This window comes from Novosphingobium sp., assembly GCF_965228995.1.
Taxonomy (GTDB): domain Bacteria; phylum Pseudomonadota; class Alphaproteobacteria; order Sphingomonadales; family Sphingomonadaceae; genus Novosphingobium.
This window is the reverse complement of sequence record NZ_OZ245852.1, coordinates 3,671,147-3,684,955: the sequence shown is the minus strand read 5'-3', so window position 1 is coordinate 3,684,955 and position 13,809 is coordinate 3,671,147. Positions and strand designations below refer to the sequence as shown.

13 protein-coding genes are annotated in these 13,809 nt (G+C 66.4%); 5 read left to right on the top strand and 8 right to left on the bottom strand.

What is annotated here, in order from left to right; all coding sequences use genetic code 11:
• The first annotated feature begins 7 nt into the window (after positions 1 to 7).
• Positions 8 to 1,732: a GSCFA domain-containing protein gene (locus ACO056_RS16885; RefSeq protein ID WP_421848862.1), complete on the top strand. Its 1,725-nt coding sequence runs from the start codon at positions 8 to 10 to the stop codon at positions 1,730 to 1,732.
• A gap of 99 nt (positions 1,733 to 1,831) precedes the next feature.
• Entirely contained in the window at positions 1,832 to 3,094 is a 1,263-nt protein-coding gene (locus ACO056_RS16880) for a polysaccharide biosynthesis/export family protein (protein WP_421848859.1), read from the top strand.
• A gap of 89 nt (positions 3,095 to 3,183) precedes the next feature.
• Here ACO056_RS16880 and bdcA read toward each other — a convergent pair whose 3' ends face one another.
• Positions 3,184 to 3,897: an SDR family oxidoreductase gene (gene bdcA, locus ACO056_RS16875; RefSeq protein ID WP_421848856.1), complete on the bottom strand. Its 714-nt coding sequence runs from the start codon at positions 3,895 to 3,897 to the stop codon at positions 3,184 to 3,186.
• A gap of 148 nt (positions 3,898 to 4,045) precedes the next feature.
• Between bdcA and ACO056_RS16870 the strand changes: the two genes are divergently transcribed.
• Positions 4,046 to 4,945 (top strand): LysR family transcriptional regulator, encoded by a 900-nt coding sequence (locus tag ACO056_RS16870; protein ID WP_421848853.1) that lies wholly within the window; start codon positions 4,046 to 4,048, stop codon positions 4,943 to 4,945.
• A gap of 125 nt (positions 4,946 to 5,070) precedes the next feature.
• On the opposite strand, the gene ACO056_RS16865 is transcribed toward ACO056_RS16870, so the two are convergent.
• The 3 genes from ACO056_RS16865 to ACO056_RS16855 all read right to left on the bottom strand — a co-directional run bounded on the left by ACO056_RS16865 (position 5,071) and on the right by ACO056_RS16855 (position 9,132).
• Positions 5,071 to 7,176 (bottom strand): sodium-translocating pyrophosphatase, encoded by a 2,106-nt coding sequence (locus ACO056_RS16865; RefSeq protein ID WP_421848850.1) that lies wholly within the window; start codon positions 7,174 to 7,176, stop codon positions 5,071 to 5,073.
• Positions 7,177 to 7,291: 115 nt separating this feature from the next.
• Positions 7,292 to 8,170, bottom strand: coding sequence for a thiamine-phosphate kinase (gene thiL / locus ACO056_RS16860; RefSeq protein WP_421848847.1), 879 nt, complete (start codon positions 8,168 to 8,170; stop codon positions 7,292 to 7,294).
• A 158-nt stretch (positions 8,171 to 8,328) separates the two neighbouring features.
• Positions 8,329 to 9,132: a crotonase/enoyl-CoA hydratase family protein gene (locus tag ACO056_RS16855; RefSeq protein ID WP_421848844.1), complete on the bottom strand. Its 804-nt coding sequence runs from the start codon at positions 9,130 to 9,132 to the stop codon at positions 8,329 to 8,331.
• Positions 9,133 to 9,223: 91 nt separating this feature from the next.
• Between ACO056_RS16855 and ACO056_RS16850 the strand changes: the two genes are divergently transcribed.
• Positions 9,224 to 10,363: an acyl-CoA dehydrogenase family protein gene (locus tag ACO056_RS16850; RefSeq protein WP_421848841.1), complete on the top strand. Its 1,140-nt coding sequence runs from the start codon at positions 9,224 to 9,226 to the stop codon at positions 10,361 to 10,363.
• A 157-nt stretch (positions 10,364 to 10,520) separates the two neighbouring features.
• A complete protein-coding gene (locus ACO056_RS16845; protein ID WP_421848838.1) occupies positions 10,521 to 11,477 on the top strand; it encodes an acyl-CoA dehydrogenase family protein in 957 nt (318 codons plus the stop codon).
• A 12-nt stretch (positions 11,478 to 11,489) separates the two neighbouring features.
• On the opposite strand, the gene arsH is transcribed toward ACO056_RS16845, so the two are convergent.
• From arsH to ACO056_RS16825, 4 genes are read right to left on the bottom strand one after another with little or no spacing between them, the layout of a single operon-like run.
• Positions 11,490 to 12,236, bottom strand: coding sequence for an arsenical resistance protein ArsH (gene arsH / locus ACO056_RS16840; RefSeq protein ID WP_421848835.1), 747 nt, complete (start codon positions 12,234 to 12,236; stop codon positions 11,490 to 11,492).
• Entirely contained in the window at positions 12,233 to 12,892 is a 660-nt protein-coding gene (locus tag ACO056_RS16835) for an aquaporin (protein ID WP_421848832.1), read from the bottom strand. Before ACO056_RS16835 ends, arsH begins: the two co-directional genes overlap by 4 nt.
• Positions 12,889 to 13,395: an arsenate reductase ArsC gene (locus tag ACO056_RS16830; protein WP_421848828.1), complete on the bottom strand. Its 507-nt coding sequence runs from the start codon at positions 13,393 to 13,395 to the stop codon at positions 12,889 to 12,891. The genes ACO056_RS16835 and ACO056_RS16830 overlap by 4 nt, the downstream gene beginning before the upstream one ends.
• An 18-nt stretch (positions 13,396 to 13,413) precedes the next feature.
• Positions 13,414 to 13,746 (bottom strand): ArsR/SmtB family transcription factor, encoded by a 333-nt coding sequence (locus ACO056_RS16825; protein ID WP_421848824.1) that lies wholly within the window; start codon positions 13,744 to 13,746, stop codon positions 13,414 to 13,416.
• Positions 13,747 to 13,809 lie beyond the last annotated feature (63 nt).

The following is a 13,809-nucleotide window of genomic DNA, read 5'->3' as shown; positions in this document are numbered from 1 at the left end:
GAGCGAGATGCCGCTGCTGGTCCTTTCCGGCGATCAAGCGATGGTCAATGTCAAAGCCAATTCGGCTTCGTCATGGCCGCAACGCGGAGAACTGGGCAATCGCCTCGAACCACTCGCGCGCCCGGGTTTCCGGCCGTCGTTCCGCTTTTCCGCGGGCGAGCGGATCTTCACGATCGGCTCGTGCTTTGCGCGCAACATCGAAAAGGTGCTCGAGAGCCAGGGTTTCCTTATCCCGACGCGTGACATCATCCGGGCCGATCCGGAATTCGGGCGGATCGGGCACAATATCCTCAACAACTATGGCGCGCCTGCGATTCTCAACGAAATCCGCTGGGCGCTCGATCCGGTGCACAGCTTCTCCGAAGAGCAGGCGTTCTTCGAGATCTATGATGACAAGTTCATCGACGTCCACCTGAACCACGCGCTCAAGCCGGCGCCGATCGAGGTGGTGCGCGCGCGTCGCCGTGCCATCCTCAATGCCTATCAGGCCCTGCGCGATTGCCGGGTGGTGATCATCACGCTGGGCCTCGCCGAATGCTGGTTCGATCAGCAGACCGGCATTTACCTCAACACCGCACCGCGCCGTTCGATGATCCGCTCGTTCCCGGAGCGCTTCCAGCTCCACGTGCTGAGCCATGACGAAGTGCAGTCCGCGATGCGCGAGACGCTGGCGCTGATCCGCCAACATGGCCATCCCGATGTGCGGGTGATCCTTACGGTCTCACCGGTCCCGCTCGGCGCGACGTTCCGTGAGGACGACGTGATGGTCGCCAACGCCTATTCCAAGGCGGTGCTGCGCACAGTGGCCGAGGCGATCACGCTGACGCACGACTTCGTCGATTACTATCCGAGCTACGAGAGCGTAACCCTGTCCGAACGCCAGCATGCGCTGGAACCGGATCAGGTCCACCCGACCAAGGCCGTGATCGAGCTCAACACGAGCCGCATGGTGCGCAGCTATGTCGGCGCCGAAACGCTGGACGTCGAGGCCATCCGCGAATCGATCGTCGAGAACCCGCAGGCAGTCATCGCCACGCTGGGCGAACGGCTCGACCTTATTGAACAGAACCCCGATCTTGCGGTGGCGCTGTTCACTGCGGCGGCCAAGCTCAACCGCATGGACCTGCTCGCCAAGACGCTGCCGTTCGTGCGCGGCCAGATCCCGGGCGACGAGATCACGCTGGCGCGCGCGCGGATTGCGATGGCGGCGGGCAATGCCAAGCGTGCGCTGCTGCTGCTCGAGCGTGAGCCGCAGCGGCGTGCGGTGAAGAACACCTACTGGTCGATGCGGCTTGATGCGCTGATCGCGGCGGATGACCTTGAAGGCGCGCGCAAGGCGGCGCGGGCGTGGTCTGAATTCAGCGTGCGCACGCCCGAACCCTATCGGCGGCTGGCGCTGGCCTGCGCTTCGCATGGCCTGAATGACGAGGCCGAAACCTTGTTCCAGATGGCGCTCTCATTGGCCGACGACGAGCCGCGCACCCTGCTCGACTATGCCGAGATCCTGCGCACACAGGATCGGCACGAGGAGGCGGAAAGCATTCTCGCCCGGGTCGAACCGGGCAATCCGGCGCAGACCGAGCGCCTGCAGAACCTCAGGCTGTGGAAGAAGCGCGCCGCTGCCCCGGCGGTCGGAGCCGCGCCGGCAGCAGGGGTAAGGCGCCTGCCGCTTCGCGCTGTGCCTCCGTCGGACGGCACGCCCGGCCCGCACGGCAAGTTGCAGCGCGCATGAACCGGCTCCGTAGCCCGTTGCGCCGCTCGAGTTTCGCCAAGGCCCCGCCTCTGCGCGCTGGGGTTACCTGCACATGTCCTGCACACATCGAGGTCAACCGTGAACAAGATTGAACCTGCCGCCCACCGCACGTCGCTGCTGCGCGGCTCGCTGATCGAGATCCCCTCTGAGCGGCTACCGCTGGCGATGGGCCGTGGAGGCCTTGCGCTGCGGATGGCCGCGGTTGCAGGCCTGGCCCTGTCGCTTGGAGCCTGCGCCACGATGCCGGCCCAAGGCCCCTCGGCACAGGCCATCTCCAAGGAATCGATCGACAACGCGCCGCCATTCCTGATGGTCCCGGTCGATCGCATCGTGCTGACCGCGCTCACGGGCAAGACCGGTGACGACCTATCGCCGCTGACCAGCGCGGAAGCGCCGCCGCAGGGCACGATCCACATCGGCGATACGGTGTCGGTCACGCTGTGGGAGTTTGGCAGCGGCCTGCTTGGGCCGATGCCCAGCGGCCAGGTTCCCGTGGGCCTCAGCGGTGCGCAATCGGCAACCGTTCCCAACCAGACTGTCGACCAGTCCGGCACGATCATTATCCCCTTCGTCGGCGAGGTCAAAGCCGCCGGCCGCACCCCGCGCCAGGTTCAGGCAGATATCGTGAAGGCCCTGCGCGGCAAGGCCAACGAAACACAGGCGCTGGTCCAGGTCGTGCAGACCGTGGACAACGCCGTCACCGTGACCGGCGACGTATCCAAGCCGGGCCGCTTTCCGCTGGCGCTCAGCGGCACGCGCCTGCTGGATGCTGTCGCCACCGCGGGCGGTACCACCGGCAAGGCGCGCGAGATGCTCGTCCAGCTGACGCGCGGCGGGCAGGTGCGTTCGCTGCGCATGTCCGCGGTGCTGCGCGATCCGACCCAGAACATCTTCCTCAAGCCCGGCGATCTCGTGACGCTCGATCACGAACCGCAGAGCGTGGTTGTCCTTGGTGCGACCAACAAGCAGAGCGAAGTGTTCTTCGGCAAAGCCCGCCTGACGCTTGCTGAAGCCATCGGCAACGGCGGCGGCCTCATCGACAAGCAGGCTGATCCTGCCGGCGTCTATGTGCTGCGCTATGAGCAGACCGATGTCGCCAAGCGCCTGCGCACCGAGGCGTTGCCGGACTACCTCACGCTCGGCGATACCGTGCCGGTGGTCTACCACGTGAACTTCAAGTCGGCCGAGGGGATGCTGCTGGCGCAGTCCTTCCAGATGCGCGATCAGGATCTGGTCTACGTCTCGACCTCGGATTCGGTGCAGGTTGGCAAGCTGGCCACCCTGATCAATTCGGTCACCCAGATCTTCAAGCGCAATACCTACAGCGCGTTCAGCTACTGACGATAGCGGGTCTCAGGCCACCGATCCTGGCTGAGCTCAGGTGATCGTGGCGGAGAGCGCTTCAGCCAGCGCCTCCGCCACAACCGCGTTCAGGCGCCGAAGCCGCCGTCGATGGTCTGGAGCGATCCGGTGATCATCGCGCCGTGGGGGCCGGCGAGATAGGCGGACAGTTCGGCAATCTCGTCCGGGCGGGCGTGGCGCTTGATCGCCATGAAGCTGTGCATCATGGCAGCCATGGGCCCATCGGCCGGGTTCATCTCGCTGTCGGTCGGTCCGGGCTGGATGCTGTTCACGGTGATGCCGCGATCCCCGAAATCGCGGGTGAGGCCGCGCACCATGCCCTGCACGGCGGACTTGGTCATCGCATAGGCCGCACCGCCCGCGAAAGGCATGCGATCACCGTTGACCGAGCCGATCACGATGATGCGCCCGTTGTCGTTCATGCGACGCGCGGCTTCCACGGCGGCGTGATAGGGCGCGCGGATGTTGACGTCGATCATGTGGTCCACGGCATCGGGATCGAGCGTCAGCGGATCGCCCATCACCAGCGTGCCGGCATTGATCACCAGCACATCGAGCGGCCCGCGGCTGGCAATCGTGGCGGCCAGCGCATCGCGGTCGGCGCTGTTGGCCTGAATCGCTTCCGAGCCGGTTTCGGCAGCGAGCGCTTCGGCTGCATCGCGCGATCCGGCATAAGTGAAGGCGGTGGCGGCACCGTCGGCGGCGAAGCGGCGCACGATCGCGGCGCCGATGCCCCGGCTCCCGCCGAGGATGAGGACGTTCTTTGCGGCAAGGTCAGTCATGGTCAGTTTCCTTATCTTGGGGGGTCCGTTCTGGCATTGGCCGAAAATGCGGTCTGCCCGGGCCCCTCTGCTGGACCTGAAGATGCCGATAATGCATCGTTCGCACTAGCCGCCCGATCCGGGTTCTTGCTGACGGAATAGCCGAACGATGATGAAGCTCGATGGCTTGGCCGCGTTCGTCACCACCGCCGATGCCGGCTCGATCAGCGCGGCGGCGCGGCGGCTGGGCCTCGCCAAGTCGGTGGTCAGCGAGCGGCTGGCCGAGCTTGAGCGCACGCTGGGGGCGACACTGATCCAGCGCTCGACGCGCCGCCTCACATTGACCAACAGCGGCGAGACGTTTCTGCCCCGCGCGCAGCGAATCCTGCGAGAGATGGAGGCCGCCGCTTCGGAGCTCGATGCGAGCAGTGGCAAGCTCGCCGGGCCGCTGCGCCTTTCGGCGCCGGTCGGCTTCGGGACCCTGCACCTGGGCCCGGCGCTCGCCCGGTTCCTCACGGACCATCCAGAAATCGAACTCTCGCTCGAACTGGACGATGCCTTCGTCGATGCGGCCACGGGCGGGTTCGATGCGGTGCTGCGCCATGGCGCTATCGGCGATGGGCGGCTCATCGCACGGCGGCTTGCCGCAAGCCGCCGCCTTTTGGTCGCCGCACCCGATTATCTGGCAGCGCACGGCGTGCCGCGGAGTCTCACCGATCTCGAGGCGCATCGCGGCATTCTCTATGCAAACCGCACCGGTGACTGGCGCTTTGCGACGGGGCAGGGCTGGACGGTGGTCCGCCCGCGGCCGGCGCTCAGGGTCAACAACGGGCTGGTGATGCGCGATGCGGCGCTGGCCGGTCTGGGCCTGGCGCTGCTCCCCACGTTCTTCGTGCATGAGGACGTCCGGCGCGGTGCGCTGGTGGAAGTGAACCCCGGCTGGCCTGCGGAAGGAGCCGAGCTGTTCCTCACCTATCCGCGCGATCACGGTGCCTCGGCCAAGATCCGCGCGCTCGGTGATTGCTTGCGCCGTACCTTCGGCGATCCGCCCTACTGGGAAGCGTTCTGAGCGTCTGATCGCGCTCCATTGCCTTCCCCACCTTTGCGAAGGTGGCGAGGGGTTTGAGAGGGGCACAAAAAAAGCCCCTCCGGTGAGGGAGGGGCTTCGAGGCATTGGTTATTCTTACCGGGTGATCAATGTCCGGCCTGCGCCGCCAGCGCTGCCAGCAGCAGCAGGGCGACGATGTTGGTGATCTTGATCATCGGGTTCACGGCCGGGCCCGCGGTATCCTTGTAGGGATCGCCTACCGTGTCACCGGTGACGGCGGCCTTGTGGGCTTCGCTGCCCTTGCCGCCGTGGTTGCCGTCTTCGATGTACTTCTTGGCGTTGTCCCATGCGCCGCCGCCCGAGGTCATCGAGATGGCGACGAACAGGCCCGAGACGATCACGCCGAGGAGCAGCGCGCCGAGGGCGGCGAAGCCGTTTTCCTGGCCCCCGACGGCGGAGATCACGAAGTACACCACGATCGGTGCAAGCACCGGCAGCAGCGACGGGATGATCATTTCCTTGATCGCGGCCTTGGTCACGAGATCGACGGTCCGCGCGTAATCAGGCTTCACTTCGTAGGTCATGATGCCCGGGTTTTCGCGGAACTGGTCGCGCACGTCCTTCACCACGTCACCCGCGGCGCGGCCCACCGCGGTCATGCCCATGGCTCCGAAGAGGTAGGGCAGGAGCGCGCCGAGCAGGAGGCCGACGATGACGTAGGGGTTTTCAAGGCTGAACGAGACGTTGAGGCCCGGGAAGAACTCCCGCAGGTCGGTCGTGTAGGCGGCGAAGAGCACCAGCGCGGCTAGGCCGGCCGAACCGATCGCGTAGCCCTTGGTGACGGCCTTGGTGGTGTTGCCCACCGCGTCGAGCGCGTCGGTCTTCTCGCGGACCGAATCATCGAGGCCGGCCATTTCGGCAATGCCGCCGGCGTTGTCGGTGACAGGGCCATAAGCGTCGAGCGCGACGACCATGCCGGCCAGCGCCAGCATTGCGGTGGCGGCATAGGCAATGCCCATGAGCCCGGCGAGCTTGAAGGCGATGATGATACCCGCGCAGATCACCAGCGTGGGCAGTGCAGTCGATTCAAGGCTGATGGCGAGGCCCTGGATCACGTTGGTGCCGTGGCCGGTTTCCGAAGCCTTGGCGATCGAGCGGACCGGGCGGTAGTTCGTGCCGGTGTAGTACTCGGTGATCCAGATGATCAGGCCGGTGATGACGAGGCCGACAAGCGCGCAATAGAACAGGATGCGGCCCGTGTAGGCTTCCCCGCCAATGTGCGCTTCCATATCGCCGCCGAGGCTGTGGGCGATGGCCCACCAGATCGCGGGGACGGAGAGGACGGCAGTGACAAGGAAGCCCTTGTACATCGCGCCCATGATGTTCGTGCCGCCTCCCAGGCGCACGAAGTAGGTGCCGATGATCGAGGTGACGATGCAGACGCCGCCGATAAGCAGCGGCATGGCCATCAGATCGAGCAGGTTGGGCGCGCCCTTGAGAAGCAGCGCAGTGAGCACCATCGTGGCGCCGACGGTGACGACATAAGTCTCGAACAAGTCGGCGGCCATGCCGGCGCAGTCACCCACGTTGTCGCCCACGTTGTCGGCGATCACGGCGGGGTTGCGTGGGTCATCTTCCGGGATTCCGGCCTCGACCTTGCCGACGAGGTCGGCGCCGACGTCAGCAGCCTTGGTGAAGATGCCGCCGCCCAGGCGCGCGAAGATCGAGATCAGCGAGGCGCCGAAGGCCAGCGCGGTAAGCGCCTGAACCACGGTGCGATCGCCGCTGCCGACGGTGTAGCCGGCAGGGCCGGTGAGGTACCAGAAGAACACCGCGATCGCGAGGAGCGCGAGGCCCGCCACGAGCATGCCGGTGATCGCGCCCGCGTTGAACGCAAGCGTCAGGCCCTGTTGCAGGCCCTTCTGCGCGGCGGCTGCGGTGCGCACGTTGGCGCGGACCGAGATGTTCATGCCGATGAAGCCGGCAACGCCGGAAAGGACGGCGCCGATCACGAAGCCGGCAGCCGAAATCGGCCCCAGCGCGACAGCGACGATCACGGCGACGACTACGCCGACAATGGCGATCGTGGTGTATTGCCGGCGGAGGTAGGCTTGGGCGCCTTCCTGGATTGCGGCGGCGATTTCCTGCATTTTGGCATTGCCGGCATCAGCGCCGAGCACCTGGCGGCTGGTGATGAAGCCATAGACGATGGCTAGCAGCCCCAATGCAATTGCGGTTACGGTTAAACTCACTTCAGACACCCCCTTATTCTGTCACCGGCCTGTTTCGGCCGGTACCCGTCGTTCGCGGGTCGGGGGCGGAGGCTAGTGCATAAATTTCACGCCGCAAGCCTTTACGTATGAATTTTCAGCGATGTTCGTAGCCGAGTGGGCCTTCGGGCGGAGTATCGCCGAGGAGCAGAGGCGCAGTGCCGCGCGGCAGGACGGTGCCGATGCGGTGTGCCGGGCAGGGCGGTGCGGTGCCGGAGGGAAGGGTAAACAGCAGCTCGTAATCATCGCCCCAGGCGAGCGCTTCGCGGGCGCGCTCGGCCGGCAGCTCGGCGGGAAGGGGGATCGCGGCTGGATCAAGCGCGAAACTCGCCGCGCTGGCCTCTGCCATGCGCCTCGCATCGAGGAGCAGGCCATCCGAGACGTCCATCATCGCGGTCACCAGCGGTGCCAGCGCGCGGCCCTCGGCGAGCCGGGGAACGGGGCGGCGGTACGCGGATGTGTCGGCAGAAGTGTTACCGGCAGAGAGCGCTTCGAAGCCCAGCATCGCCCTGCCGACGGGTCCGGTGATCCAGATATCGTCGCCCGCCCGCGCGCCGCTGCGCGAGGGGACGGGGCGGCAAGTGGCGCGGCCCAGCGCGGTGAGGCCAAGGGACTGCGGGCCGGGTGCGCGGACCGTATCCCCGCCCAGCAGGGGCACGCCGAAATGGGCGAGCGCTTCGCCGAGGCCTTCGATGAAACGGGCGTGGTCGCCCGCGAGAGTATAGCCGAGCAGAACGCCGACAGGTTCGGCGCCCTTGCTCGCAAGGTCCGAGAGATTGGTGGCGAGGAGCTTCCACGCGACGTCTGCCGGGTCTTGCGCCGGGAGCCAGTGGACGCCTTCGACCATCATGTCGTGGGTGAGGATCAGCGTCTCGCCGCCCACCTCCAGCACCGCGCAATCATCGGCAAGGCCGCGCGCCGCCGGGTGCGTTGCCAGCGCCTGCAGGGCGGTGATGAAGGCGGATTCGGGGGTCATGGGATTACGCCTGCCAGACCCCGCCCCGTCCCCATCCTCGTCATTGCGAGCGCAGTGAAGCAATCCAGAGCGTCACGCATGGCGGCTCTGGATTGCTTCGTCGCTGCGCTCCTCGCAATGACGAAGCTCGGGGGAGTAGGGTGGGGTCGCACCCCGCCTCAGTCCCCGGTAAACACCGGCGCGCGCTTTTCGAGGATCGCGTTGACGGCTTCCTTGTGGTCCGCCGTCTCATGCACGATCGCCTGGAACGCGGCCGAAAGCTCGAGCACGTCGCCCGCGCGGCCGTGCTGGGCCTCGCGCAGCAGGCGCTTGGTCAGGCGCAGCGCGCGGGGGCTGTTGGCGGCGATTTCCTCGGCGAGGGCCACGGCCTTGTCCAGCAACTGGTCCGCCGGGACGACATCGCCGACAAGGCCGATGCCTTGCGCATAAGTCGCATCGAACGTGCGGCCCGTGAGGAAGAGTTCCGCCGCCTTCGAATAGCCCACGATCTTCTGCAGCGTCCACGCGCCGCCATCGCCGGGGATGATGCCGACCTTGATGAAGCTGGCGGCCATCTTCGCCGTGTCCGCCGCAATGCGCAGATCGCACACGCAGGCCAGATCAAGGCCGAGGCCGATGGCATGGCCGTTGATCGCGGCGATCATCGGCACTTCGCAATCGAGCATCGCACGCGTCGCGCGCTGCACGCCGCGGCGGTAGTTCGCGGCAGTCGAATCGGGCTGGTCGAGCGGGCCGATGCCCTTGCGGTCGCGGATGCCCTTGATGTTGCCGCCGGTGCAGAACGCGCGGCCCGCACCGGTCAGCACGATCGCGCTGACCGAACGGTCGTTCGCGAGGCGGAAGAAGGTGTCGACGATGTTGTCGCAATCTTCCAGCGTGCCGATCGCATTCATCGATTCGGCGCGGTCCATGGTGAGGATGGCGACGCGCCCGCGGCGCTCTTCGTGCAGGAATGGGGTCATGACAGCGGCTCTCCCGATTTGCCCCTCTGGGCGGTTCCACTAGCAATCTTGCGATTGCGATGGCCTCGCCGCTGCCATAGGGATGCCGCCGATGCAAATATTCCCGCTCCATCCGTTCCTCCCCGAGGGGGACATTCCCGCCCTGCGCCAACAGGTCCGTGATCTCGTGGCGCAGCATGAAGCCCGCTGGCCGATCGAGCTGCGCGCCAATTGCTGGTTCAGCTTCGACGAGGAATTCTCGAAGGCGCTGGGCAAGGCCGGCCTGCTCGGCATGACCTGGCCCAAGCAGTATGGCGGGCACGAGCGCACGCTGCTCGAACGTTATGTCGTGCTGGAAGAGCTGCTGGCGGCGGGCGCGCCGGCGGGGCTGCACTGGATTGCTGACCGGCAGACGGGCCCGCTCCTGCTGCGCTACGGCACCGAAGCGCAGCGCGAGAAGTACCTGCCCGGCATGGCGCGCGGCGAAATCTACGCCTGCATCGGCCTCTCCGAACCCGGCTCGGGATCGGACCTCGCCAGCGTGCGCACCTCGGCGAAGAAGACCAACGAGGGCTGGCGCATCAACGGCCAGAAAGTGTGGACCAGCGGCGCGCACAAGAGCCACGCGGCGCTTACGCTGGTGCGCACCGAGGAAGGCAGCGAGCGCCACACCGGCCTGTCGCAGATGATGATCGACCTCGATACGCCGGGGATCACCATCCGCCCGATCATCGACATGACGGGCACGCACCATTTCAACGAGATCTGGTTCGAAGACGTTCTCCTGCCGCACGATGCGCTGGTGGGCGTCGAAGGCAATGGCTGGAAGCAGGTTGTTGCAGAGCTCGCGCTCGAGCGTTCGGGGCCGGAGCGCTATCTCTCCAGCCACATGCTGCTCGTCGCGTTGATCGACGCCATGGGGCCCGAACCCGATGCGCCGACCGCGCAGCTGATCGGGCGGCTCACGGCCGAAATGTGGACGCTGCGGCAGATGTCGATGTCGACCATCGCCAAGCTGGCGGCGGGCGAGGACCCGGTGGTCGAAGCGGCGATCGTCAAGGATCTGGGCAATGCCTATGAACAGGCCCTGCCCCGCGCGGTGCAGGCGGCGGTGAACGCGGATCTGGCGGGCAAGAGCGACCTTTCGCGCCTGCTCTCGTGGATCCTCGTCGCCAGCCCGAGCTTCTCGCTGCGCGGCGGCACGCCAGAAGTGCTGCGCGGGATCATTGCTAAAGGTTTGGGCCTCCGGTGACTCCGTCCCCCTATCCCCCAACCCCGTCCACCCTGAGCTTGTCGAAGGGCCGTCCTTTTCTTGAGATCGAGCACTGCGCCGCAAGGCAAAAGCAGTCCTTCGACAAGCTCAGGACAGACGGGATGGGTTTGAGCCCCTATTTTTCAGGACGAAGCCAATGAGCGACAATCGCACTTTGCTCACCGATATGGCCGCTGGCCTGTTCGCCGATCTTGCAGGCAAGACCTTTGCCGAAGCCTGGCCGCAAGTGGCCGAGGCCGGGTTCTCTACGCTGCTGGTGCCCGAGGATGCGGGCGGCTTTGGCGGGGACTGGGGCGATGTCCTGGCCGTGCTGCGCCTGGCCGGCCTCAACGCGCTGGCCGCGCCGCTGGCCGAGCCGGTGATCGCGCATTACCTGCTCGCGAAGGCAGGGATTAACGCGCCGGAGGGCCTGATTTCCATCGCCGCACCCGGAGCCCGCGTGCCCTATGGCCGCCATGCTGCGGCAGTGGTGCAGGTGGAGGGCGGCACGCTCTCGCTCTACCACGCCGATGCCTGCACGTTTGACGAAGGGCTTTCGCTTGCGGGTGAGCCTTGGGACGCCGTGAGCTTCACCGGCGCGGCGGCGGAGGCGGCTGCTTGCGACGTCGATCTGCTGGCGCTCGGCGCCTTCGCCCGCGTGGCGCAGGCGTCTGGCGCGCTGGAGGCGGCGTTTACGCTCGCCATCGATCACGTGAACACGCGCGTGCAGTTTGGCCGGGCGCTTGCGAAGTTCCAGGCGGTGCAGCAGGCGATGGCCGAGTTCTCCGAGGAAGCGGCGGCGGTCGATGCCTCAGCCGCAGCTTGCGCGGCTGCGCTGGATTACGGGCACGCGAGCTTCGAGATCGCGGCGGCCAAGCTGCGCATGGGGATCGCTGTGGACCGCGCCGTGCCCATCGCGCACCGCATGCACGGCGCAATCGGCTTCACCATCGAATACGCGCTCAACCACCTGACTCGCCGCCTGATGGGCTGGCGCAGCGAATTCGGCGGCGATGCCTTCTGGGCCGAACGGCTGGGCAAGCGCGTGGCTGGCCTCGGCGGCCACGGCCTGTGGCGCGAAATGGCGGCGCGGACGGACCGGTTGGTAGGGTGAAGGGGTCGTCCCTCAGATGGAGCGCAGAATGTCCTGCGCCGCGCCAACCTTCCTGTCGGTCTCGATCCGTTCGGAGTAGCGGTCGACGAGCTGAGCAGCATGCGGGCGCAGCAGAACGGTAAAGCGCACCAGTTCCTCCACCACATCGACAATGCGGTCGTAATAGGCCGAAGGCTTCATGCGGCCGGTTTCGTCGAACTCTTCATAGGCCTTGGCGACGCTCGACTGGTTGGGGATCGTGAACATGCGCATCCACCGCCCGAGCAGACGCAGCGTGTTGACCGAGTTGAACGATTGCGAGCCGGCACTGACTTGCATGACGGCAAGGGTGCGACCTTGCGTGGGGCGCAGGCCCTTGTAAGCGAGCGGGAGATGATCGATCTGGGTCTTCATGATCCCGGTGATCTGCCCGTGCCGCTCCGGGCTGCACCAGACCTGCCCTTCCGACCATAATGAATGCTCGCGCAGTTCATGAACCGCGGGATGATCGTCTGCCGCGATCTGGTCGGGCAGCGGCAGATCGGAGGGATCGAAGATCCGCGTCTCGCAGCCCAACAGCTGGAGCAGCCGTGCCGCTTCCTCGACGACGAGGCGCGAGTAGGAGCGTTCGCGCAGCGAACCATAGAGCAGCAGGATACGCGGAGGTGGATCTGCCGGACCGAGGCCAAACGCGGGCTGGCGGTGGAGGTAGTCCGGCTTCAGCGCGGGCAAATGCTGTGGATCAATGAGGGGACGCAGCCGGGTATGGGTGGATGTCATGCCGCGTCCTCTCCCGCAAAGATGGCCTGCCCGGCCAGCAGCGCCGCGCCAGCGCCGATCAGCTGGGCTGCTACGAAGGCGGGGACATCGGCGGGCGCAATCCCGGCAAAGGTATCAGTAAGCGCGCGCGCCAGCGTGATCGCCGGGTTGGCGAAGCTGGTCGATGAAGTGAACCAGTAAGCCGCGACGATATAGAGCGCGACGGCGGCGGGCACGCCCTGCGGGCGGTGGCGGAGTGTGCCGAGGATCACGAAGACAAGGCCGAAGGTCGCAATGAACTCACCCGCCCACTGACCGGGGCCGGTGCGCACTTTGGTCGAGAGCTCGAATATGGGGTGGGCGAACATGAGATGTGCGGCCCAGACACCGGGGATCCCGCCGAGAAGCTGGCCGGCGATCAGTCGCAGCGCAGTGCCCGTGGAGAGGTCTCCGCGCAGGCGGAACACCAGAGTCACCGCCGGATTGAAGTGCGCCCCCGAAAGCGGGCCGAGCATGCCGATCAGCACGAACAGCATGGCCCCGGTGGCGATCGTGTTGCCCAGCAGAGCCACTGCCACGTTTCCGCCGGCCAGCTGTTCGGCCATGATGCCCGAGCCGATCACGGTGCAGAACAGGAAGAAGCTGCCGATCGCCTCGGCCCAGAAATCGCGGTTCATACCGCGCCGTCCATGCGGCCGATCACGGACAGCAGATCCTGCAACTTGCCGGGCTCCATGGTCTCGAACGGCGAAGCCAGCAGGGCGCGCACCCGAACGTTGAGTGCCTGCCAGGTTGCCTCGAAGGCAGCATCGACCGCCTCGTCACCGCCCTCGACATCGGCAGGATCGGGCAGGCCCCAGTGGCCCTTGATCGGGGCGCCGATGAACACGGGGCAGGCCTCCTGCGCGGCATTGTCGCAGACGGTGATCGCAATATCGATCCGGGGCGCGCCCGGAGCAGTGAATTCGTTCCAGCTCTTCGAGCGGAAAGGTGCGGTGTCGATCCCGCGGCGTGCCAGCAGGCGCAAGGCGCCGGGGTGCGGCACGCCCTTGGGTTTGCTGCCGGCGCTGTAGGCACGCAGGCGGCCTTCACCCAGCTTGGCCAGAATGGCCTCGCCAAGGATCGAGCGGGCCGAGTTGCCGGTGCACAGCACCAGCACGCCGGGCAGTTGGTCGGTCATGAGTGTTCCCCCTGGAAGTTACGTGCAATCGCACATCAGCGCGATGTCCCTGAGCGGTGCGCAGATTTCGGTAGAGCCGCCGCAGCAGTCCTCCATCAGGAACTGGAGCAATCCGGTCATGTGCGCATAGCGCACCGAATAAATGACCGATTTGCCAGCCCGCCGGCTCTCGATCAGCCCGGCATGGGTGAGAATGGCGAGGCTGCTGGACAGCGTGTTCGGCGGCACTTCGAGGCGGCGGGCCAGATCGCCAGCGGCGATCCCTTGCGAGCCCGCACGCACGAGCAGGCGAAAGGCCTTGAGCCGCCCTTCATGCGCAAGAGCCGAGAGGCCGGAGACGGCGTCTTTCATTTCCATGATTCGACGATATTGGAAATGATGAGGCCCGTAAAGTACCTTGGCGCGGATCGCTCA